Origin of the sequence: Pseudomonas sp. LG1E9 (assembly GCF_003290225.1) — a bacterium.
Taxonomy (GTDB): Bacteria; Pseudomonadota; Gammaproteobacteria; order Pseudomonadales; family Pseudomonadaceae; genus Aquipseudomonas; species Aquipseudomonas cyclaminis.
On the sequence record NZ_CP029983.1, the window covers coordinates 2,186,230 to 2,208,449 of the forward strand.

The following is a 22,220-nucleotide window of genomic DNA, read 5'->3' on the forward strand; positions in this document are numbered from 1 at the left end:
GCGGAGAAATTAGATGAGTGCGCTTTACATGATTGTCGGCACCCTGGTTGCTCTGGGTGTGCTGGTCACCTTCCACGAATTCGGCCACTTCTGGGTGGCGCGTCGTTGCGGCGTCAAGGTACTGCGTTTTTCCGTCGGTTTCGGCATGCCGCTGGTTCGCTGGCACGACCGTCATGGTACGGAGTTCGTGATTGCGGCCATCCCGTTGGGTGGCTACGTCAAGATGCTCGATGAGCGCGAAGGCGAAGTGCCGGCTGACCAATTGGATCAATCCTTCAATCGCAAGACCGTTCGTCAGCGTATCGCTATCGTTGCTGCTGGCCCGATCGCCAACTTCCTGTTGGCAATGTTCTTCTTCTGGGTCTTGGCCATGCTCGGCAGCGAGCAGGTGCGTCCAGTCATCGGCGCGGTCGAGGCAGACAGTATCGCGGCCAAGGCAGGTCTGGTTGCCGGCCAGGAAATTGTTTCTATAGATGGCGAGCCGACCACCGGGTGGGGCGCGGTCAATCTGCAACTGGTGCGCCGCTTGGGTGAAAGCGGCACCGTCAATGTCGTGGTGCGTGAGCAGGATTCCAATGCTGAAACCCCGCGTTCGTTGGCCTTGGACCAGTGGCTCAAAGGCGCTGATGAGCCTGATCCGATCAAATCCCTGGGTATCCGTCCGTGGCGTCCTGCGCTGCCTCCGGTGCTTGCCGAGCTGGATCCGAAGGGCCCGGCCCAGGCCGCAGGCCTGAAAACCGGCGATCGCCTGCTGGCCCTCGATGGCCAGGCGCTGGGGGAATGGCAACAAGTGGTCGATCTGGTGCGTGTACGCCCTGATACCAAAATTGTGCTGAAAGTTGAGCGCGATGGTGCTCAAATCGACGTCCCCGTGACCCTGGCGGTACGTGGCGAAGCCAAGGCGGCCGGGGGTTACCTGGGTGCTGGCGTCAAGAGCCCCGAGTGGCCGCCATCGATGGTGCGTGAGGTCAGCTTCGGGCCGTTGGCGGCAATTGGCGAGGGTGCAAAACGCACCTGGACCATGAGTGTGCTGACCCTCGAATCCCTCAAGAAAATGTTGTTCGGCGAGCTCTCGGTAAAAAACTTGAGTGGACCGATAACCATTGCTAAAGTGGCGGGCGCTTCTGCCCAGTCGGGTGTCGCGGATTTCCTGAATTTCCTGGCTTATCTGAGTATTAGCCTGGGTGTTCTGAATTTGCTGCCCATTCCTGTATTGGATGGGGGGCATCTGTTGTTTTATCTGGTCGAGTGGGTGCGTGGTCGCCCCTTGTCGGATCGGGTGCAGGGTTGGGGGATACAGATCGGTATCAGTTTGGTGGTCGGGGTGATGTTGTTAGCCCTTGTCAACGATCTGGGTCGACTGTAACGCTTCGCTGAATTGCGAATCTGCCGCATTTTGCGGCAGTTTGTTTATTGCCAGTTGGAATAAGAAAGGACTTCATGAAACGTCTGCTGCTAACTGCGGTTCTCACCGTATTGATGATCGCCGAAGTTCACGCCGAGTCCTTCACCATCTCCGATATTCGCGTCAACGGCCTCCAGCGGGTTTCCGCGGGTAGCGTCTTTGGTGCGTTACCGTTGAACGTCGGTGAACAGGCTGATGACCGTCGCCTGGTGGAATCCACTCGTGCGCTGTTCAAAACCGGTTTCTTTCAAGACATCCAACTGGGGCGCGAAGGTAACGTCCTGGTCATCACTGTTGTCGAGCGACCTTCCGTCGCCAGTATCGAGATCGAGGGCAACAAGGCGATCTCTACTGAAGACCTCATGAAGGGCCTCAAGCAATCCGGCCTGGCCGAGGGCGAGATCTTCCAGCGTGCCACCCTTGAAGGTGTACGTAACGAACTGCAGCGTCAGTACGTTGCCCAGGGTCGCTACTCCGCGACCGTGGAAACGGAAGTGGTCCCGCAGCCTCGTAACCGTGTCGGCCTGAAGGTCAATATCAACGAAGGCACCGTGGCGGCCATTCAGCACATCAACGTGGTGGGCAACACCAAGTTTGCTGATGAAGACCTGATCGACCTGTTCGAGCTCAAGACCACCAACTGGCTGTCGTTCTTCAAGAACGATGACAAGTACGCCCGTGAGAAACTCTCCGGTGACCTGGAGCGTCTGCGTTCGTACTACCTGGATCGTGGCTATATCAATATGGATATCGCTTCGACCCAGGTGTCCATCACCCCGGACAAGAAGCACGTCTACATCACCGTCAACGTCAACGAAGGCGAGAAGTACAAGGTTCGTGACGTCAAGCTGAGCGGCGACTTGAAAGTGCCTGAAGACCAGGTCAAGGCCCTGCTGCTGGTTCAGAAAGACCAAGTGTTCTCGCGCAAGCTGATGACCACCACGTCCGAACTGATCACCCGTCGCCTGGGTAACGAAGGCTATACCTTCGCCAACGTCAACGGCGTACCGACCCCGCACGATGATGACCACACTGTGGACATCACCTTCGTGGTTGACCCAGGCAAGCGTGCCTACGTGAACCGCATCAACTTCCGTGGCAACACCAAGTCTGCGGACGAAGTGCTGCGCCGTGAAATGCGCCAGATGGAAGGTGGCTGGGCGTCGACGTACCTGATCGACCAGTCCAAGACCCGTCTTGAACGCCTGGGCTTCTTCAAGGAAGTCAACGTCGAAACCCCGGCTGTACCGGGCGTGGATGACCAGGTTGACGTGAGTTACGCCGTAGAGGAACAAGCGTCGGGTTCCATCACCGCCAGCGTCGGTTTTGCGCAGAGCGCGGGCCTGATCCTGGGTGGGTCCATCACCCAGAACAACTTCCTCGGTACCGGTAACCGTGTCTCCATCGGCCTGACCCGCAGCGAATACCAGAGCCGCTATAACTTCGGTTATACCGACCCCTACTGGACTGCTGACGGTGTGAGCCTGGGCTACAACGCCTTCTACCGCACCACCGACTACAAAGACCTCGATGTTGACGTTGCAAGCTATGCGATCGACAGCCTCGGCGCGGGTGTCAACGTTGGCTACCCGATCAGCGAAACCTCGCGTCTGACCTTCGGCCTGACCGCGCAGCAGGATGAGATCAAGACCGGTGTCTACACCGTGGACGAAATCTTCGACTTCACCCGTCGTGAAGGTGACAAGTTCCTGAACTTCAAGGCGTCTGCCGGCTGGTCCGAGTCGACCCTGAACAAAGGTGTACTGGCGACCCGTGGTCACTCCCAGAGCCTGACCTTGGAAACCACCACGCCGGGCAGCGACCTGTCGTTCTTCAAACTCGACTACCGTGGCCAGTTGTTCCAGCCGCTGAGCGATAACTACACCATGCGCCTGCACACTGAGCTGGGTTATGGCGATGGTTATGGTTCGACCAACGGCTTGCCGTTCTATGAGAACTACTATGCCGGTGGTTTCAACTCGGTACGTGGCTTCAAGGACAGTACCTTGGGCCCGCGTGGTACGCCGAGCCGTGGTGCAGGTGTGACCGGTAACTCGGGCACTGTCGTCGACTCGGACGATGACCCGCTGCCATTCGGTGGTAACGTGTTGATCCAGGGTGGTGCGGAAATTCTGTTCCCGCTCCCGTTCGTCAAAGATCAGCGATCCCTGCGTACTTCGGTCTTCTGGGACGTGGGTAACGTGTTCGACTCCAAGTGTGAGCAGATCACCAACCCAAGCGGCGTGAAGTCCAAGACTCAATGCAACGACGTGAGCCTCAGCAACCTGGCGAGCTCAGTGGGTGTTGGCGTGACATGGGTGACTGCGCTTGGCCCGTTGAGCTTTGCTCTGGCCATGCCGATCAAGAAACCGGATAACGCTGAAACCCAGATTTTCCAATTCTCCCTCGGCCAGACGTTCTAAACGTCTGACCCAAGATAACGACAACGGATTCTGTAGGAGTACATCGTGCGTAAGTTGACTCAATTGGTTCTGCTGGCCACCGTGCTGGTAACCACACCGGCCTTCGCCGAAATGAAAATCGCCGTCCTGAACTATCAGATGGCATTGCTGGAATCCGACGCGGCCAAGAAATACGCCGTGGATGCCGAGAAGAAATTCGGTCCGCAACTGACCAAGCTCAAGACACTGGAAAGCAGCGCCAAGGGCATCCAGGATCGTCTGGTAGCCGGTGGCGATAAAATGCAGCAAGGCGAGCGCGAGCGCCTGGAGCTTGAATTCAAGCAAAAGGCCCGCGACTACCAGTTCCAATCCAAGGAACTGAACGAAGCCAAGGCTGTTGCCGACCGTGAAATGCTCAAGCAGCTCAAGCCGAAACTCGACAGCGCTGTGGAAGAAGTCATCAAGAAAGGTGCCTTTGACCTGGTGTTCGAGCGTGGCGCAGTGATCGACGTCAAGCCTCAATACGACATCACCCGTCAGGTGATCGAGCGCATGAACCAGCTGAAGTAAGCCATGACCGCGACTATCAAGCTCGGCGAGTTGGCCGAGTTCCTGGGGGCCACCTTGCGTGGCTCCCAGGAGAAGGAAATCACTGGGCTAGCCACCTTGCAGGAGGCTGGCCCAGCTCAGTTGAGCTTCCTCGCAAACCCTCAATACCGTAAATACCTCGTCGACAGCCAAGCCGCAGCCGTATTGCTCAAGGCTGCTGACGCCGAAGGGTTTGCCGGGGATGCGCTGGTGGTAGCTGATCCGTACCTGGCCTATGCGCAGGTGTCGCACCTGTTCGATCCGAAACCCAAGGCAGCCAGCGGTATTCACCCGTCGGCGGTGATCGCCGATGATGCCCAGGTTGATCCTGGTGCGAGCATTGGCGCCTTTGCGGTGATCGAGAGTGGTGCGCGCATTGCGGCCGGTGTAACCGTTGGTGCGCATTGCTTTATTGGTGCGCGCTGTGAAATCGGTGCCGATGGCTGGCTGGCACCGCGCGTGACCCTGTACCACGATGTGCGTATCGGTGAGCGTGTGGTCATTCAGTCAGGTGCTGTGATCGGCGGGGAGGGCTTCGGTTTTGCCAACTCCAAAGGTATCTGGAACAAGATTGCCCAGGTCGGCGGCGTTTTGATCGGCGACGACGTGGAAATCGGTGTCAACACAGCTGTCGATCGCGGGGCCTTGGCCGATACCGTGATCGGCAACGGTGTGAAGCTCGACAACCAGATCCAGATTGCCCACAACGTGCAGATTGGCGATCACACCGCCATGGCGGCGTGCGTGGGGATTTCCGGCAGCACCAGGATCGGTAAGCATTGCATGCTTGCCGGTGGCGTCGGGCTGGTGGGGCATATTGATATTTGCGACAACGTTTTCATCACCGGCATGACCATGGTGACCCACTCGATTACCGAGCCGGGGGCCTATTCATCCGGTACCGCCATGCAGCCTGCGGCTGAATGGCGCAAGAGTGCAGCACGGTTGAGGCAGCTCGACGACATGGCTCGACGTCTCAAACAGCTGGAAAAGCGTGTTGGGGACGTGACCCCTGGCGGTAATGCTTCATCAGAAGGCTGATACCATTTCCATATCAAGTGTGCACAGCCGCTAGACTTGCCTCCTTGATTTGCTAGCGGGGCGTGCGTTTAGTCGCCCGCCCCCAATCTTTATTACAGGCTTCCCCCCGAAATGATGGACATCAACGAGATTCGCGAATACCTGCCTCACCGTTACCCGTTCCTGCTGGTGGACCGCGTAGTGGACCTCAATGTTGAGGAAAAGCGCATTCGTGCCTACAAGAATGTCAGCATCAACGAACCGTTCTTCAATGGTCACTTTCCCGCGCATCCCATCATGCCGGGCGTGTTGATCATCGAAGCGATGGCCCAGGCTGCCGGTATCCTTGGTTTCAAAATGCTTGACCTCAAGCCTGCCGACGGCACGCTTTACTATTTCGTGGGCTCCGACAAGTTGCGTTTCCGCAATCCGGTCACCCCGGGTGACCAGTTGATCCTGGAAGCCAAGTTCATCAGCTGCAAGCGCCAGATCTGGAAGTTCGAATGCCAGGCCTCGGTGGACGGCAAGCCGGTGTGCTCTGCCGAGATCATCTGTGCGGAACGCAAACTATGAGTTTGATTGACCCTCGCGCAATCATCGATCCGTCGGCCGTTCTGGCCGCCGACGTTGAGGTCGGCCCTTGGTCGATCATCGGCGCAGGTGTGGAAATCGGCGAGGGGACTGTCATCGGGCCGCACGTGATCCTCAAAGGTCCGACCCGCATTGGCAAACACAATCGCATCTACCAGTTTTCCTCGGTAGGCGAAGACACCCCGGACATGAAGTACAAGGGTGAAGAGACACGCTTGGTAATCGGTGATCACAACATCATCCGTGAAGGCGTGACCATTCACCGTGGCACCGTGCAGGATCGTGCCGAGACCACTCTGGGTGATCACAACCTGGTCATGGCTTATGCCCATATCGGCCACGACAGCGTGATCGGCAACCACTGCATCCTGGTCAACAACACGGCGTTGGCTGGCCATGTGCACGTTGACGACTGGGCGATCCTGTCTGGTTTCACCCTGGTGCATCAGTACTGCCATATCGGCGCCCACAGTTTTTCTGGCATGGGCACCGCCATTGGCAAGGACGTCCCTGCGTTTGTCACGGTGTTCGGCAACCCCGCCGAAGCCCGCAGCATGAACTTCGAAGGCATGCGCCGTCGTGGCTTCAGCGAAGAGGCCATCCATGCCCTGCGCCGTGCCTACAAGGTGGTTTACCGCCAGGGGCTGACGGTTGACCAGGCGTTGGCCCAACTGACCGAGCCGGCAGCGTTGTTCCCGGAAGTCGCGGTGTTCCGTGATTCGATCCAGGCATCGACCCGCGGCATCACCCGCTGATCATGGCCAATCTGCGTATTGCGCTGGTGGCCGGAGAAGCTTCCGGCGATATTCTGGGCGCAGGTCTTATGCGGGCCCTCAAGGCCCAGCATCCGGCGGTGGAGTTTATTGGCGTCGGTGGTCCGCTGATGCAGGCTGAAGGCCTTGTGTCCTACTTTCCCATGGAGCGCCTGTCGGTCATGGGGTTGGTGGAAGTGCTGGGTCGCCTGCGTGAGCTGTTGGCGCGCCGCAAGCTGCTGATTCAGACTCTGATCGAAGAAAAGCCCGACGTCTTCATCGGAATCGACGCGCCGGACTTCACCCTCAATATCGAACTCAAGTTGCGTCAGGCCGGGATCAAGACCGTGCATTACGTCAGCCCCTCCGTGTGGGCATGGCGACAGAAACGTGTGCTGAAGATCCGTGAAGGCTGTGACCTGATGTTGACCCTGCTGCCGTTCGAGGCCAGGTTCTACGAAGAACAGGGCGTGCCGGTGCGGTTTGTCGGGCATACCCTGGCGGACGACATCCCGTTACAGGCGGACCGTGCAGCGGCCCGCGCGCAGTTGGGCTTGCCCGATGGCCCGCTTGTCGCGTTGATGCCGGGCAGTCGGGGTGGCGAAGTCGGCCGGCTGGCCAGCGTGTTCTTCGATGCCGCCGAACGCCTGCAAGCCTTGAAGCCGGGTGTGCGTTTCGTATTGCCCTGTGCCAGCCCGCAGCGCCGTGCGCAGATCGAAACGCTGCTGGAAGGTCGCAACCTGCCGTTGACCCTGCTCGATGGCCAATCGCACCTGGCCCTGGCGGCCTGCGATGCGGTGCTGATTGCCTCAGGCACGGCCACCCTGGAAGCCTTGCTCTACAAGCGTCCAATGGTCGTGGCGTATCGCCTGGCGGCGCTGACGTTCTGGATTCTCAAGCGCATGGTCAAAAGTCCCTACATCTCTTTGCCCAACTTGCTGGCCCAGCGCCTGTTGGTGCCGGAGTTGTTGCAGGACGATGCAAAACCCGAGGCTTTGGCACAGACACTGCTGCCATTGATCGATGGCGGCGAAGAACAGACCCGAGGGTTTGATGAGATTCATCGCACCCTGCGCCGTGACGCATCGAACCAGGCGGCGGATGCCGTATTGACCTTGATCGGCCACAAACAGGAAGCTTTATGAGTACGCAAATGGGCATGGATTTCAGCCTCGTTGCCCAAGCCGACGAACTGGTGGCCGGTGTTGACGAAGTAGGGCGCGGCCCCCTGTGCGGCGCTGTGGTCACGGCAGCGGTGATTCTTGACCCGAACCGTCCGATCCTCGGCCTGAATGATTCGAAGAAGCTCACCGAAGCGCGCCGCGAAAAGCTCTACGACGAGATCTGTGAGAAAGCCCTGAGCTGGCATATTGCCCGGGCCGAAGTCGAGGAAATCGACGAGTTGAACATCCTTCACGCCACCATGCTCGCCATGCAGCGTGCCGTTGAAGGCCTGCACATCACGCCCAAGCTCGCGATGATCGACGGCAACCGCTGCCCTAAACTGGCGATGGCGGCCGAGGCGGTGGTCAAGGGTGACAGCAAGGTCCCGGCCATCGCCGCGGCTTCGATCCTGGCCAAGGTCAGCCGTGACCGGGAAATGGCGGCGTTCGAGTTGATCTACCCTGGCTACGGCATTGGTGGGCATAAGGGCTATCCGACGCCCGTTCATCTGGAAGCCCTGGCCCGGCTCGGCCCCACGCCGATCCACCGCCGCTCGTTTGCCCCGGTACGCCTGGCTTACGAGGCGCGGGAGAGTCTCAGCGAGGTGTAGTCGCGAGGCTGATGTTTTTGCCAAGGCCCGGTACAATCCGGGCCTTGTTGTTTCCACGTATAAGACAGGATCACTATGCCGGCTTCATTCGTTCACCTGCGCCTGCACACTGAGTACTCCCTGGTCGACGGCCTGGTACGGATCAAACCCCTGGTCAAAACCCTGGTGGGCATGAACATGCCAGCGGTGGCGGTGACCGATCAGAACAACATGTGCTCCCTGGTCAAGTTCTACAAGAACGCGATGGGCGCCGGCATCAAGCCCATCTGCGGCGCCGACCTGTGGTTGTCCAATAAAGATCCGGATAATGCGCTGAGCCGCATCAGCCTGCTGGCGATGAACGGCGTCGGTTATCGCAACCTCACGGAACTGATCTCCCGCGGCTTTATCGATGGCCAGCGCAACGGTTCGATCATTATCGAGCGTGAATGGGTCGCCGAGGCCAGCGAAGGCCTGATCATGCTGTCGGCCGCTAAAGAGGGTGAGATTGGTCTTGCGCTGCTGGGCGGCAACCCCCAGGAAGCCGAAGTGCTGGCCAAGGAGTGGATGCAGGTCTTTCCCGACCGTTTCTACCTGGAAGTGCAGCGCACCAATCGCCCCAATGATGAAGAGCACCTGCACGCCGCGGTAGCCCTGGCCGATAAGCTGGGCGCGCCACTGGTTGCTACCAACGATGTGCGCTTTATCAAGAAGGAAGATTTCGAAGCCCACGAAACTCGGGTATGTATCGGCGAAGGCCGGGCCCTGGATGACCCGCGTCGCTCGAAAAACTACAGCGAAGAGCAATACCTCAAAAGCGCCGACGAGATGGCCGAGCTGTTCAGCGACCTGCCCGAGGCCCTGGAAAACTCCGTCGAGATTGCCAAGCGCTGCAACATTGAAGTGAAGCTGGGCAAGCACTTCCTGCCCAACTTTCCGATCCCCGATGGCATGACCATCGATGAGTATTTCCGCAAGGTGTCGTTCGATGGCCTGGAAGAGCGGCTCACCGTGCTGCTGCCCAAGGACACCACCGAGGACTATGAAGCCAAGCGCCAGGTGTATGTCGACCGGCTCAATTTCGAGCTGGATATCATCATCCAGATGGGGTTCCCCGGTTACTTCCTGATCGTAATGGACTTTATCCAGTGGGCTAAAAGCAACGGCGTGCCCGTCGGCCCTGGCCGTGGGTCGGGCGCCGGCTCGCTGGTGGCCTATGTACAGAAGATCACCGACCTCGACCCCCTGGAATATGACCTGCTGTTCGAACGGTTCCTCAACCCGGAACGGGTTTCCATGCCCGACTTCGACGTCGACTTCTGCATGGACGGTCGCGACCGTGTGATCGAATACGTGGCCGAGAAATATGGCCGCAATGCCGTCAGCCAGATCATCACCTTCGGTTCCATGGCCGCCAAAGCGGTTATCCGCGACGTGGCGCGAGTGCAGGGCAAGTCCTACGGCCTGGCCGACCGCCTGTCGAAGATGATCCCGTTCGAAGTCGGCATGACCCTGGAAAAGGCCTACGAGCAGGAAGAAATCCTGCGTGACTTCATCAAGATCGATGAAGAAGCCGCTGAAATCTGGGACATGGCCCGCAAGCTCGAAGGCGTGGTGCGTAACGTCGGTAAACACGCGGGTGGCGTGGTAATTGCGCCGACCAAGCTCACTGACTTTTCGCCGATCTATTGCGACGAAGAGGGCGGCGGCCTGGTGACCCAGTTCGACAAGGACGACGTGGAGGCGGCTGGCCTGGTGAAGTTCGACTTCCTCGGCCTGCGGACACTGACCATCATCGACTGGGCGCTCAAGACCATCAACCGCGAGCGCGCCAAGGTCGACGAAGAGCCGCTGGATATTGCGTTCATCCCACTGGACGACAAGCCGACGTACCAGTTGCTGCAAAAAGCTGAAACGACCGCAGTGTTCCAGCTTGAGTCGCGGGGCATGAAAGAGCTGATCAAAAAGCTCAAGCCCGACTGCCTGGAAGACTTGATCGCACTGGTGGCCCTGTTCCGTCCGGGCCCACTGCAATCGGGCATGGTTGACGACTTCATCAACCGTAAGCACGGCCGCGCCGAATTGGCGTACCCGCACTCCGACTATCAGTACGAAGGCCTCAAGCCCGTACTGGCGCCGACCTACGGCATCATCCTGTACCAGGAACAGGTGATGCAGATCGCCCAGGTCATGGCGGGCTACACCCTCGGCGGCGCGGACATGCTGCGTCGAGCCATGGGTAAAAAGAAACCCGAGGAAATGGCCAAGCAGCGCGGCGGTTTCATTGAAGGTTGCGCCACCAACAATATCGATGCCGACCTGGCCGGTAACATTTTCGACCTGGTGGAAAAATTTGCCGGTTATGGCTTCAACAAATCCCACTCCGCCGCCTACGGCCTGGTGTCGTACCAGACCGCGTGGCTGAAAGCCCACTACCCGGCGCCGTTCATGGCGGCGGTACTCTCGGCGGATATGCACAACACCGACAAGGTCGTGACCTTGATCGAGGAAGTGCGCACCATGAAGCTGCGCCTCGATGCACCGGACGTGAACGCCTCGGAGTTCAAGTTCACGGTGAACGACGAAGGCCGCATCATTTACGGCCTGGGCGCGATCAAGGGCGTGGGCGAAGGCCCGGTGGAGGCGATCACCGAAGCGCGTCAGGACGGGCCGTTCAAGGACCTGTTCGACTTCTGCGCACGGGTTGACCTCAAGCGTATCAACAAGAGAACCCTTGATGGCTTGATCCGCAGCGGCGCGCTGGACCGTCTTGGCCCGTACTTCCACGACGAGCCGAAAGCCTACCAGGCGAATATCGACCGCAACCGCGCGGTGCTGCTGACCGCCATGGAGGAAGCGATCAAGGCTGCCGAACAGACTGCCCGCACCCATGACAGCGGCCATGCCGACCTGTTTGGCGGGTTGTTCGTCGAAGAAGACGCGGACGTGTACGGCAACCACCGCAAGGCCAAGGAATTGACCCTCAAGGAACGTCTCAAGGGTGAAAAAGACACCTTGGGCCTGTACCTCACCGGTCACCCGATTGACGAATACGAAGGCGAGATCCGCCGTTTCGCCCGCCAGCGCATCATCGACCTGAAACCGGCGCGGGACACCCAAACCGTCGCGGGCATGATCATCGCCCTGCGGGTGATGAAAAATAAGAAGGGCGACAAGATGGGTTTCATCACCCTCGACGACCGTTCGGGTCGCATCGAGGCGTCGCTGTTTGCCGACGCCTTCCATTCGGCGCAATCGCTGCTGCAGACCGATGCCATGGTGGTAGTGGAGGGGGAGGTCAGCAACGATGACTTCTCCGGTGGCCTGCGCCTGCGTATCAAGCGGGTAATGAGCATGGAAGATGCACGTACCAACCTGGCTGAAAGCCTGCGTTTGAAGGTCAAAACCGAGGCGCTCAAGGGCGATCAGCTACGCTGGTTGGGCGACCTGCTCAAGCGCCACCGTGGCGCATGCCCGGTGACCATGGAGTACACCGGCAATGACGCCAAGGCCATGTTGCAGTTCGGCGAGACCTGGCGAATTGATCCTGCTGATGGCTTGATTCAAGCTTTGCGTGACCAGTTCGGCCGAGACAACGTCTTCCTCCAATACCGCTGACGGTCAGCACGTCTGACCTCGGCTGAACATTTAATCTCGACCTGAACGCGCCTCTCCCTTAAGGTAGGGCGCGAACAGACAACCGGCTGGCCAGGCACGCCCTGGCCGTCGACCCAAGACGGACGCTTATGAACCCGAATTTTCTTGATTTCGAACAGCCGATCGCTGACCTGCAAGCCAAGATCGAAGAGCTGCGCCTGGTCGGCAATGACAATTCGCTGAATATCGGCGATGAGATCGCCCGCCTGCAAGACAAGAGCAGCACCCTTACCGAAGACATCTTCGGCAAGCTGACCAGCTGGCAGATCGCGCGCCTGGCCCGCCACCCGCGCCGTCCATACACCCTGGACTACATTCAGCACATCTTCACCGAGTTCGACGAGCTGCATGGCGACCGCCACTTCTCCGACGACGCGGCCATCGTGGGCGGTATCGCTCGCCTGGACGACCAGCCGGTGATGGTGATCGGTCACCAGAAAGGCCGTGAAGTGCGCGAGAAAGTCCGCCGCAACTTTGGCATGCCGCGTCCGGAAGGCTACCGCAAGGCATGCCGCCTGATGGAAATGGCCGAGCGTTTCAAAATGCCGATCCTGACCTTCATCGACACGCCGGGTGCCTACCCAGGTATCGACGCTGAAGAGCGCAACCAGAGCGAAGCGATTGCCTGGAACCTGCGTGTCATGTCCCGCCTGAAGACCCCGATCATCGCCACCGTGATTGGTGAAGGTGGTTCCGGCGGTGCACTGGCCATTGGCGTGTGCGACCAACTGAACATGTTGCAATATTCGACCTACGCGGTGATCTCCCCCGAAGGTTGTGCCTCGATCCTGTGGAAAACCGCAGAAAAGGCGCCGGACGCTGCTGAAGCCATGGGCATCACCGCCGATCGCCTCAAAGGCCTTGGCATCGTGGACAAAGTGATCGCCGAGCCCTTGGGCGGCGCCCACCGCGACCCGGCTGCTGCCGCTGCGACCATCCGTGCCGAGTTGGGCTCGCAACTGGCGATGCTCAAGAAGCTGGATAACGAAGCACTGCTGGCCCGTCGTTACGAGCGCCTGATGAGCTACGGTCTCTAAAGTCGCAGCAAGACCAAGTGTGGGAGGGGGCTTGCCCCGATAGCTGGGTGTCAGTCAACCAATCGGGTGGCTGACCCACTGTTATCGGGGGCAAACCCCCTCCCACATTTGCTTTGTGTATGCTGGGTTATCGCATTACAGATCGATGGCGGTACTTTCCATGAAGCCCTGCTTAACCGCCAGACTACGGCACGCCTTGGCCCCCTGGCGCAACGCCCCCGCCTTGCATGTCGCTTTCTCCGGCGGTCTTGATTCCACTGTCCTGCTCCACCTCCTCGCCAACACCGAACACCTCCCGCCGCTCAGCGCCGTTCATGTCCACCATGGCCTGCAGGCTGCTGCTGATGCCTGGCCAAGTCATTGCCAGTCAGTTTGTGACAGCCTGGGCGTGCCCTTGCGCGTCATGCGCGTACAGGTCCAGCCAGGCGCGAGTCTTGAGCGTGCCGCCCGTGAGGCGCGTTACCAGGCGTTGGCCGAGGTGGTCGGGGCAGGGGAGGTCTTGCTCACGGGCCAGCATCGCGACGATCAGGCTGAGACCCTGCTGTTTCGCCTCTTGCGCGGGTCTGGGGTGCGCGGGTTGGCGGCAATACCGGTGCAGCGTCCATTGGCGGGGGGGCATCTGCTGCGCCCGTTACTGGATGCCTCCCGTGCGGAACTGGAGGCATACGCCCACGAGCATCAATTGGAGTGGATCGAGGATCCATCCAATGCCGATCCACGGTTCTCCCGTAACTACCTGCGCCACCGAGTGTTCCCTGTCCTCACGGAACGCTGGCCCCAGGCTGTCTCAAGCCTGGCCCGTACCGCCGAGCACCTGAGCGACGCGCAGGGACTGCTTGATGAGCTGGCCCGTATGGACTTGCAGTTCGCGGATCGACCTTCGCCGTTGCCCTGGCTTCAGTTGCCATCCCTGGATTTGGCAGCACTGCGCAAGCTTTCCGATGCCCGCCAGCGCAACGCCCTGCGTCACTGGCTGGCTCCGCTCACCCGGTTGCCCGACAGTGATCACTGGGCCAGTTGGTATTCCTTACGTGATGCCAAGGCCGACGCACAGCCGCTATGGCGCTTGGCTGACGGCGAGTTGCACCGCTGTGGCGAGCGCATCTGGTGGTTGCCTGCGATCTGGTCGGAATTTTCCGACGCAACGGTGAGCTGGCCCGATCCGCAAAACCCACTAGAGTTACCCGGCAATGGCCTGCTGAGCATTATCGGCGAGGCGCCCGAAGGTCCGCTGGAGGTGCGTTATCGCCAGGGCGGTGAAATCGTCGAGGTGCCCGGCCGAGGTCGGCGTGACTTGAAGCGCCTGCTTAACGAAAGTGGCGTGCCGGGTTTCGTCCGTGGCAGATTGCCGCTGCTGTATCGGGGCGAGCAATTGCTGGGCGTGCCCAGCCTCATTGGACATTGGGCGGCACCCAGTCGAGGCTGGCAATTACATTGGATGCCACAGACCTGCGATCAAGGTTTGAGCTGATAGCGCCTTTCCGGTAGACTACGCTCCCTTCTTGATACAACTTCTGTGGATTCGCCTGAATCGCAGCAGTTGCCGATTACCAAGCAGTCTTTGCTGGGCGATTCCAAAAAATGTGTAGCGATCAACGTACTGGCAGTTTCACTGCTGGTCTGTCACAACGCGGCGGTTTTTTTGAAAGGTGCACTGTGATTAATGCAGGTGATCGGGGGCTTCGGCCTCTCTTCGCTTTCCCCGGCGGCTCGGACCGCTTTAACGCAGACTTCTAGGGTTTTTCATGACGCGCTACATATTCGTCACGGGCGGTGTTGTTTCTTCATTGGGGAAAGGCATTGCCTCCGCTTCATTGGCGGCCATCCTGGAGGCGCGGGGGCTTAAAGTCACCATGCTCAAGCTGGACCCGTACATCAACGTCGACCCGGGCACCATGAGCCCGTTCCAGCACGGTGAAGTGTTCGTCACACACGACGGCGCCGAGACTGACCTGGACCTGGGCCACTACGAGCGGTTCATCCGCACGACCATGACCCAGAACAACAACTTCACCACCGGCCGTGTCTACGAGCACGTGCTGCGCAAGGAGCGCCGTGGTGACTACCTGGGTGCAACCATCCAGGTGATCCCGCACATCACCGACGAAATCAAGCGCCGCATCATCAAGGGTGCAGGCGATGCCGACGTGGCGATGGTCGAGATCGGTGGCACCGTGGGTGACATCGAATCCCAACCGTTCCTCGAAGCCATCCGCCAGTTGCGTTTCGAAGTCGGCGCCAAGCGCGCGATGCTGATGCACCTGACCTTGGTGCCTTACATCGCCACCGCCGGCGAAACCAAGACCAAGCCAACCCAGCACTCGGTCAAGGAACTGCGTTCCATCGGCCTTCAGCCGGACGTGCTGGTGTGCCGCTCCGATCACCCGATCGATATTTCCTCGCGTCGCAAGATCGCGCAGTTCACCAACGTCGAAGAACGTGCGGTGATTGCCCTGGAAGACGCCGACACCATCTACAAGATCCCGGGCATCCTGCACTCGCAAGGCCTGGACGATTTTGTGGTCGAGCGTTTCGGCCTGCAGTGCAATGGCGCGGACCTGTCCGAATGGGAAGCCGTGGTCGACGCCAAGCTCAATCCTGAGCATGAAGTCACCATCGCCATGGTCGGCAAGTACATGGAGCTGCTGGACGCGTACAAATCGCTGATCGAAGCGATGAGCCACGCCGGTATCAGCAACCGTACCAAGGTCAACCTGCGCTACATCGACTCCGAAGACATCGAGAATCAGGGCACTGCGCTGCTCGAAGGTGTTGACGCGATTCTTGTTCCCGGCGGTTTCGGCCTGCGTGGCGTGGAAGGCAAGATCACCGCCGTGCAGTACGCTCGTGAGAACAAGGTGCCGTACCTGGGTATCTGCCTGGGTATGCAAGTGGCCGTTATCGAGTTCGCCCGTAACGTGCTGGGCTGGAAAGACGCCAACTCCACCGAGTTCGACAGCAAGAGCGGTCACCCGGTCGTGGGCCTGATCACCGAGTGGGAAGACGCCACTGGCGCTGTTGAAACCCGTACCGAAAGCTCCGACCTGGGCGGCACCATGCGCCTTGGCGCGCAGGACTGCCTGCTGGAGCCGGGCTCGCTGGTTCACGATTGCTACGGCAAGGACGTGATCGTCGAGCGTCACCGTCACCGCTACGAGGTGAACAACAACCTGCTGCCGCAGATCAAGGAAGCCGGCCTGAAAATCTCCGGTCGCTCCGGTGATGGCGCGCTGGTTGAAGTGGTCGAGGCACCGGATCACCCATGGTTCGTCGCTTGCCAGTTCCACCCAGAGTTCACCTCGACTCCACGCGACGGTCACCCGTTGTTCAGCGGTTTCGTCAAAGCTGCACTGACGCAACATCAGAAGAAGGCGTAAACCTGATGGCCCAGAAGATCATTCGCGTAGGCGACATCGAGATTGCCAACGACAAGCCCATGGTGCTGTTCGGCGGCATGAACGTGCTGGAAAGCCGTGACATGGCGATGCAGGTCTGTGAAGAGTACGTAAAGGTTACCCAGAAACTGGGTATCCCTTACGTGTTCAAGGCCAGCTTCGACAAGGCCAACCGTTCGTCCGTGACCTCCTATCGCGGCCCAGGCCTTGAAGAAGGCATGCGGATCTTCCAGGACATCAAGCAAGCCTTCGGTGTGCCGATCATCACCGACGTCCACGAGCCTGAACAGGCCGCCGTGGTCGCCGAAGTATGCGACATCATCCAGTTGCCGGCCTTCCTGTCGCGCCAGACCGATCTGGTCGTCGCGATGGCCAAGACCGGCGCAGTGATCAATATCAAGAAAGCCCAGTTCCTCGCGCCCCAGGAGATGAAACACATCCTGAACAAGTGCGTGGAAGCGGGTAACGACCAGTTGATCCTCTGCGAGCGCGGTTCGAGCTTCGGCTACAACAACCTCGTGGTGGACATGCTCGGTTTCGGCATCATGAAACAGTTCGAATACCCGGTGTTCTTCGACGTGACCCACGCGCTGCAAATGCCCGGTGGTCGCGCCGACTCCGCCGGTGGGCGTCGTGCCCAGGTACTGGACCTGGCCAAGGCCGGCATCAGCCAGTCCCTGGCTGGCCTGTTCCTGGAAGCCCACCCGGATCCGGACAACGCCAAATGCGACGGTCCATGTGCCTTGCGCCTGGATAAGCTGGAGCCATTCCTGGCCCAGCTCAAGCAGTTGGACGAACTGGTCAAGAGTTTTCCGACGGTAGAGACCGCGTAAGCGTCGTTTCTCCGGTAGACTTTCCCATGTTTTCTGTTCAGGCCCTCGGGCCTGAGCCTTGTCGCCTGCAAGCCTGCCCCGTTGTTCCACCCTTGCGGTCGGTCAAAAGTTTCCCTTCAGCTGCGTCGTTTTCGTCAACTTTGGAGTGTTTACAACAATGGCAAAAATCGTCGACATCAAAGGTCGTGAAGTTCTCGACTCCCGTGGCAACCCCACCGTCGAAGCCGACGTGCTTCTCGATAACGGCATCATCGGCAGCGCCTGCGCGCCGTCCGGTGCTTCCACCGGTTCGCGCGAAGCGCTGGAACTGCGTGATGGCGACAAGAGCCGTTACCTGGGCAAGGGTGTACTCAAGGCTGTAGCCAACATCAACGGCCCGATCCGTGACCTGTTGCTGGGCAAGGATCCGCTGGACCAGAAAGCCCTGGACCACGCGATGATCAAGCTCGACGGCACCGAAAACAAAGGTAGCCTGGGCGCCAACGCCATCCTCGCCGTGTCCTTGGCCGCTGCCAAGGCTGCTGCTCAGGACCAGGACCTGCCGCTGTACGCTCACATCGCCAACCTGAACGGTACGCCGGGTGTCTATTCGATGCCGGTGCCGATGATGAACATCATCAACGGTGGCGAGCACGCTGATAACAACGTCGACATCCAGGAATTCATGGTGCAGCCGGTTGGCGCCAAGACCTTCTCCGAAGGCCTGCGCATGGGCACCGAGATCTTCCATCACCTGAAAGCTGTCCTGAAGGCCCGTGGCCTGAGCACTGCCGTAGGCGACGAAGGTGGTTTCGCACCCAACCTGGCGTCCAACGAAGATGCACTGAAAGTGATCTCCGAAGCCGTGGCCAACGCTGGCTACACGCTGGGCACCGACGTGACCCTGGCCCTGGACTGCGCCGCCAGCGAATTCTATGAAGACGGCAAATACAACCTGTCCGGCGAAGGCCAGGTGTTCAACTCCGAAGGTTTCGCTGAGTACCTGAAGGGCCTGACCCAGCGCTATCCGATCATCTCGATCGAAGACGGCCTGGACGAGTCCGATTGGGACGGCTGGAAAATCCTCACCGACAAGATCGGCGAGAAAGTCCAACTGGTGGGCGACGACCTGTTCGTGACCAACACCAAGATCCTGAAGGAAGGCATCGATAAAAAGATCGCCAACTCGATCCTGATCAAGTTCAACCAGATCGGCACCCTGACCGAAACCCTGGAAGCCATCCAGATGGCCAAGGCTGCGGGCTACACCGCCGTAATCTCCCATCGCTCCGGCGAAACCGAAGATTCGACCATTGCCGACCTGGCCGTGGGTACCTCGGCGGGCCAGATCAAGACCGGTTCCCTGTGCCGTTCCGATCGCGTTTCCAAGTACAACCAATTGCTGCGTATCGAAGAGCAACTGGCGGGCAAAGCCAAGTACAACGGTCGCGGTGAGTTTCGCGGCTGATCTGTAAATGCTAAAAAGTCGGCGGATTGCGTCGGAAAGTTCACGAAAGTGAACATTTCGACGCTAATCTGATGGCTATCAAGCACAAGCCTGGTTCTTCCAGGCTTCGTGCTATCAGTTGCTTCAAAAGTTAGGCATGGCTGTCTTTTTTCACTGGATACCCGATATTCGATGCGCAGTCCCAATTGGTTGTTCCTCGTCTTGCTCTTGTTGCTGGCTGGCCTGCAGTACCGCCTGTGGGTGGGTAATGGCAGCTTTGCGCAGGTAAAAGACCTGACTGAGCAAATTGCGGCACAGCACGCCGAAAACGAGATCTTGCTGGAGCGCAACCGCGTCCTGGATGCTGAAGTGCTTGAGCTGAAAAAAGGCACGGAGACCGTTGAAGAGCGGGCTCGTCATGAACTGGGCATGGTCAAGGAGGGCGAAACCCTCTACCAGTTGGCCCAATGAGTAACAGTTTGCCGGCCTTCTGGGCCGTGATTCCTGCCGCGGGCGTCGGTGCCCGTATGGCTGCGGACCGTCCCAAGCAATATTTGCAACTGGGCGGGCGCACTATTCTTGAACACAGCCTTGGCTGTTTTCTCGACCACCCAGCGCTCAAGGGCCTGGTGGTCAGTCTTGCTTGTGATGACCCCTATTGGCCAAACCTGGCATGTGCCACTGACCCGCGTATCCAGCGTGCGGACGGTGGCGCCGAGCGCTCGGGTTCTGTGCTTAACGCGTTGCTGCAGCTCAATGCCCTGGGCGCCAGCGATGAGGATTGGGTGCTGGTGCATGATGCTGCCCGGCCTAATCTGAGTCGTGAGGACCTCGACAATTTATTGAGCGAACTGGCTGACGATCCCGTCGGCGGCCTTTTGGCTGTGCCGGCGCGCGATACCCTGAAGCGTGCCGACAAGCAGGGTCGGGTGGTGGAAACCGTGGATCGCAGTCTCATCTGGCAAGCCTACACGCCGCAGATGTTTCGCCTCGGCGCCTTGCACCGCGCATTGGCTGACAGCCTGGTGGCCGATGCGCTTATCACCGACGAAGCCTCGGCCATGGAGTGGTCCGGCCAGGCGCCGCGCCTGATAGAAGGGCGTACGGACAATATCAAGGTGACCCGGCCGGAGGATCTTGAGTGGTTGCGGTTGCGGTGGGCGAATCGGCGGTAATCAGCGGAACCGCTATCGGGGGCAAGCCCCCGATGAGGCCCGCCCAAGCAACACCCAATCAACGACTGTACTCCGGCCTCCCGGCCAACCCCTCCTTCAAGAAATCCACCAGCTTCCTGACCTTCGGCGACAAATGCCGCTGTTGCGGATACAGCGCCCACACCGCCGTATTCGGCGGCTGATGCGCCTCAAGCAGCGACACCAGCGCGCCGCTGTGCAAATGCTCCAGCACGTAATAGTCCGGCAACTGACACAACCCAACCCCCTGCAACGCCGCGTCCAGCACCGCCTGCCCACTGTTGCAGCGCCAGTTTCCCTGCACCCGCTGGGAGAATTCGCGCCCGTCCTGGGCCAGTTGCCAAATATCCGAACTGCCGATCAGGCAGTTGTGCCGGCTCAATTCCGACAAGCTATGTGGCCGACCGTACCGTGCCAAGTAGGACGGCGAGGCGCACAAGTACATGCGGCGCGGCGCGAGGCGGCTGGCGACCATTCGCGAATCCTGCAGGCGCCCCAGGCGAATCGCCAGGTCCAGGCCCTCATGCACGAGATCCAACTGTCGGTTGCTCAATTCGATATCCACCCGCAACTGAGGGTAAAGCCCCATGAATCGCGTCACCAACGGCACAATAAAACGTTCGCCGTAAGCCACGGCGCAGGTCATGCGCAGCATGCCTTTGGGTTCGCTGGCGAGGTCGCCTACCGCACGCAGGGCTTCTTCGCGACCGTCCTGCAAGCGTTGGCAGTGTTGCAGGAAAGTCTGGCCGGCTTCGGTCAGCGTCACCTTGCGCGTACTGCGATACAACAATCGTGTTTGCAGTCGCTCTTCCAGGCGGGCCACCTGCCGGCTGATATGGGATGAGGACACGCCCAGGCGCTCGGCCGCTGCCGTGAATTGGCTGCACTCGGCCACGGCGACAAATTCATCGATGCCTTCCCAGCGGTTTTCCAACATGGTGATTGTCCCTGTACAGCAATAAAGTTTTGCTTTTGCCTGGATTATTAATCAGTGGGGCATGTTTTACACTCGCCGTCTCAGTTTTAAACTCCCTGGAGAAACACCGGATGATCAAGTCCCGCGCCGCCGTCGCCTTCGAAGCCAAGAAACCCCTTGAGATTGTTGAGGTGGATGTCGCCATGCCCAAGGCTGGCGAAGTCCTGTTGCGCGTGGTGGCTTCCGGCGTATGCCACACCGACGCCTACACCCTGTCGGGCGCCGACCCGGAAGGTATCTTCCCGTCGATCCTCGGCCACGAAGGCGGTGCGGTGGTTGAAGCCATCGGCGAGGGCGTTACCTCGGTCGCCGTCGGTGACCATGTGATCCCGCTGTACACCCCGGAATGCGGCAAGTGCAAATTCTGCCTGTCGGGCAAGACCAACCTGTGCCAGGCCATCCGTTCTACCCAGGGCAAAGGCTTGATGCCGGATGGCACCACGCGCTTTTCCTACAAGGGCCAGCCGATTTTCCACTACATGGGCACCTCGACCTTCTCCGAGTACACCGTGTTGCCGGAAATCTCCGTGGCCAAGATTGCTAAAGACGCGCCGCTGGAAAAAGTCTGCCTGCTTGGTTGCGGCGTCACCACAGGCATCGGTGCGGTGCTCAACACTGCCAAGGTCAAACCGGGCGATACCGTGGCTATCTTCGGGCTGGGCGGCATCGGCCTGTCAGCGGTGATCGGCGCGGTCAAGGCCAAGGCCGGTCGCATCATTGCCATCGACATCAACCCGGCCAAGTTCGAAATTGCCAAGCAATTGGGCGCAACCGACTGCATCAACCCGAAAGACTACGACCGCCCGATCCAGGACGTGATTGTTGATTTGACCGACGGCGGCGTGGACTTTTCCTTCGAATGCATCGGCAACGTGCAACTGATGCGTGCCGCACTTGAGTGCTGCCATAAAGGCTGGGGCGAGTCGGTGATCATCGGTGTAGCCGGTGCTGGTCAGGAAATCGCTACCCGTCCGTTCCAGTTGGTGACCGGTCGCGTCTGGCGTGGTTCGGCGTTCGGTGGCGTGCGCGGTCGTACTGAATTGCCAAGCTACGTGGAAATGGCCCAGACCGGCGAGATCCCGCTGGACACCTTCATCACCCACACCATGGGTCTGGAAGACATCAACAAAGCGTTTGACCTGATGCATGAAGGCAAAAGCATTCGTACCGTCATCCACTTCTGAGGTCGGCC

Annotated in this window: 18 protein-coding genes; 17 read left to right on the forward strand and 1 reads right to left on the reverse strand. The window is 59.5% G+C overall.

Annotation, left to right across the window (positions count from 1 at the left end; genetic code table 11):
- Positions 1–13 precede the first annotated feature (13 nt).
- The 16 genes from rseP (at position 14) to ispD (ending at position 20,034) form a co-directional block, all read left to right on the forward strand.
- Positions 14–1,366: a sigma E protease regulator RseP gene (gene rseP / locus DNK50_RS10290; protein WP_099583353.1), complete on the forward strand. Its 1,353-nt coding sequence runs from the start codon at positions 14–16 to the stop codon at positions 1,364–1,366.
- Positions 1,367–1,440: 74 nt separating this feature from the next.
- On the forward strand, positions 1,441–3,828 hold the full coding sequence (gene bamA, locus DNK50_RS10295; protein ID WP_112193866.1) for an outer membrane protein assembly factor BamA: 2,388 nt from the start codon (positions 1,441–1,443) through the stop codon (positions 3,826–3,828).
- 45 nt (positions 3,829–3,873) lie between these two features.
- Positions 3,874–4,377 (forward strand): OmpH family outer membrane protein, encoded by a 504-nt coding sequence (locus DNK50_RS10300; protein WP_003172279.1) that lies wholly within the window; start codon positions 3,874–3,876, stop codon positions 4,375–4,377.
- A gap of 3 nt (positions 4,378–4,380) precedes the next feature.
- Positions 4,381–5,436 (forward strand): UDP-3-O-(3-hydroxymyristoyl)glucosamine N-acyltransferase, encoded by a 1,056-nt coding sequence (gene lpxD / locus DNK50_RS10305; RefSeq protein ID WP_112193868.1) that lies wholly within the window; start codon positions 4,381–4,383, stop codon positions 5,434–5,436.
- A 111-nt stretch (positions 5,437–5,547) separates the two neighbouring features.
- Positions 5,548–5,988 (forward strand): 3-hydroxyacyl-ACP dehydratase FabZ, encoded by a 441-nt coding sequence (gene fabZ / locus DNK50_RS10310; protein ID WP_003172281.1) that lies wholly within the window; start codon positions 5,548–5,550, stop codon positions 5,986–5,988.
- Positions 5,985–6,761, forward strand: coding sequence for an acyl-ACP--UDP-N-acetylglucosamine O-acyltransferase (lpxA, locus tag DNK50_RS10315; RefSeq protein WP_099583350.1), 777 nt, complete (start codon positions 5,985–5,987; stop codon positions 6,759–6,761). The genes fabZ and lpxA overlap by 4 nt, the downstream gene beginning before the upstream one ends.
- A gap of 2 nt (positions 6,762–6,763) precedes the next feature.
- Positions 6,764–7,903, forward strand: coding sequence for a lipid-A-disaccharide synthase (gene lpxB / locus DNK50_RS10320; RefSeq protein ID WP_112193870.1), 1,140 nt, complete (start codon positions 6,764–6,766; stop codon positions 7,901–7,903).
- Positions 7,900–8,532 (forward strand): ribonuclease HII, encoded by a 633-nt coding sequence (rnhB, locus tag DNK50_RS10325; protein ID WP_112193872.1) that lies wholly within the window; start codon positions 7,900–7,902, stop codon positions 8,530–8,532. The genes lpxB and rnhB overlap by 4 nt, the downstream gene beginning before the upstream one ends.
- A gap of 75 nt (positions 8,533–8,607) precedes the next feature.
- Entirely contained in the window at positions 8,608–12,129 is a 3,522-nt protein-coding gene (gene dnaE / locus DNK50_RS10330; protein ID WP_112193874.1) for a DNA polymerase III subunit alpha, read from the forward strand.
- 128 nt (positions 12,130–12,257) lie between these two features.
- A complete protein-coding gene (locus tag DNK50_RS10335) occupies positions 12,258–13,205 on the forward strand; it encodes an acetyl-CoA carboxylase carboxyltransferase subunit alpha (RefSeq protein ID WP_003172288.1) in 948 nt (315 codons plus the stop codon).
- Positions 13,206–13,365: 160 nt separating this feature from the next.
- A complete protein-coding gene (tilS, locus tag DNK50_RS10340) occupies positions 13,366–14,676 on the forward strand; it encodes a tRNA lysidine(34) synthetase TilS (protein ID WP_112193875.1) in 1,311 nt (436 codons plus the stop codon).
- Positions 14,677–14,950: 274 nt separating this feature from the next.
- Complete coding sequence (locus DNK50_RS10345; RefSeq protein WP_032891641.1) at positions 14,951–16,582, forward strand: CTP synthase; 1,632 nt, start codon at positions 14,951–14,953, stop codon at positions 16,580–16,582.
- Between the two features lie 5 nt (positions 16,583–16,587).
- A complete protein-coding gene (kdsA, locus tag DNK50_RS10350) occupies positions 16,588–17,433 on the forward strand; it encodes a 3-deoxy-8-phosphooctulonate synthase (protein WP_010563535.1) in 846 nt (281 codons plus the stop codon).
- Positions 17,434–17,590: 157 nt separating this feature from the next.
- Positions 17,591–18,880, forward strand: a complete 1,290-nt coding sequence (gene eno, locus DNK50_RS10355) for a phosphopyruvate hydratase (protein WP_053137218.1) — start codon at positions 17,591–17,593, stop codon at positions 18,878–18,880.
- Positions 18,881–19,051: 171 nt separating this feature from the next.
- The gene (gene ftsB / locus DNK50_RS10360) at positions 19,052–19,330 is read left to right on the forward strand and encodes a cell division protein FtsB (protein WP_003231201.1); all 279 of its coding nucleotides are present in this window, start codon (positions 19,052–19,054) and stop codon (positions 19,328–19,330) included.
- A complete protein-coding gene (gene ispD, locus DNK50_RS10365; protein WP_099583345.1) occupies positions 19,327–20,034 on the forward strand; it encodes a 2-C-methyl-D-erythritol 4-phosphate cytidylyltransferase in 708 nt (235 codons plus the stop codon). Before ftsB ends, ispD begins: the two co-directional genes overlap by 4 nt.
- Positions 20,035–20,092: 58 nt before the next feature.
- Here ispD and DNK50_RS10370 read toward each other — a convergent pair whose 3' ends face one another.
- Positions 20,093–20,989 (reverse strand): LysR substrate-binding domain-containing protein, encoded by an 897-nt coding sequence (locus tag DNK50_RS10370; protein ID WP_099583344.1) that lies wholly within the window; start codon positions 20,987–20,989, stop codon positions 20,093–20,095.
- A 110-nt stretch (positions 20,990–21,099) separates the two neighbouring features.
- Between DNK50_RS10370 and DNK50_RS10375 the strand changes: the two genes are divergently transcribed.
- Entirely contained in the window at positions 21,100–22,212 is a 1,113-nt protein-coding gene (locus DNK50_RS10375) for an S-(hydroxymethyl)glutathione dehydrogenase/class III alcohol dehydrogenase (protein WP_057701300.1), read from the forward strand.
- Positions 22,213–22,220: the final 8 nt, after the last annotated feature.

Excerpts from the sequence above, each read along its gene's own strand:
- rnhB (WP_112193872.1), top strand. The coding sequence starts at position 7,900 with ATGAGTACGCAAATGGGCATGGATTTCAGCCTCGTTGCCCAAGCCGAC.
- bamA (WP_112193866.1), top strand. The coding sequence starts at position 1,441 with ATGAAACGTCTGCTGCTAACTGCGGTTCTCACCGTATTGATGATCGCC.
- DNK50_RS10375 (WP_057701300.1), top strand. The coding sequence starts at position 21,100 with ATGATCAAGTCCCGCGCCGCCGTCGCCTTCGAAGCCAAGAAACCCCTT.
- lpxB (WP_112193870.1), top strand. The coding sequence starts at position 6,764 with ATGGCCAATCTGCGTATTGCGCTGGTGGCCGGAGAAGCTTCCGGCGAT.
- lpxA (WP_099583350.1), top strand. The coding sequence starts at position 5,985 with ATGAGTTTGATTGACCCTCGCGCAATCATCGATCCGTCGGCCGTTCTG.
- ftsB (WP_003231201.1), top strand. The coding sequence starts at position 19,052 with ATGCGCAGTCCCAATTGGTTGTTCCTCGTCTTGCTCTTGTTGCTGGCT.
- eno (WP_053137218.1), top strand. The coding sequence starts at position 17,591 with ATGGCAAAAATCGTCGACATCAAAGGTCGTGAAGTTCTCGACTCCCGT.
- lpxD (WP_112193868.1), top strand. The coding sequence starts at position 4,381 with ATGACCGCGACTATCAAGCTCGGCGAGTTGGCCGAGTTCCTGGGGGCC.
- dnaE (WP_112193874.1), top strand. The coding sequence starts at position 8,608 with ATGCCGGCTTCATTCGTTCACCTGCGCCTGCACACTGAGTACTCCCTG.
- rseP (WP_099583353.1), top strand. The coding sequence starts at position 14 with ATGAGTGCGCTTTACATGATTGTCGGCACCCTGGTTGCTCTGGGTGTG.
- tilS (WP_112193875.1), top strand. The coding sequence starts at position 13,366 with ATGAAGCCCTGCTTAACCGCCAGACTACGGCACGCCTTGGCCCCCTGG.
- DNK50_RS10345 (WP_032891641.1), top strand. The coding sequence starts at position 14,951 with ATGACGCGCTACATATTCGTCACGGGCGGTGTTGTTTCTTCATTGGGG.
- DNK50_RS10370 (WP_099583344.1), bottom strand. The coding sequence starts at position 20,989 with ATGTTGGAAAACCGCTGGGAAGGCATCGATGAATTTGTCGCCGTGGCC.
- kdsA (WP_010563535.1), top strand. The coding sequence starts at position 16,588 with ATGGCCCAGAAGATCATTCGCGTAGGCGACATCGAGATTGCCAACGAC.
- ispD (WP_099583345.1), top strand. The coding sequence starts at position 19,327 with ATGAGTAACAGTTTGCCGGCCTTCTGGGCCGTGATTCCTGCCGCGGGC.
- DNK50_RS10335 (WP_003172288.1), top strand. The coding sequence starts at position 12,258 with ATGAACCCGAATTTTCTTGATTTCGAACAGCCGATCGCTGACCTGCAA.
- fabZ (WP_003172281.1), top strand. The coding sequence starts at position 5,548 with ATGATGGACATCAACGAGATTCGCGAATACCTGCCTCACCGTTACCCG.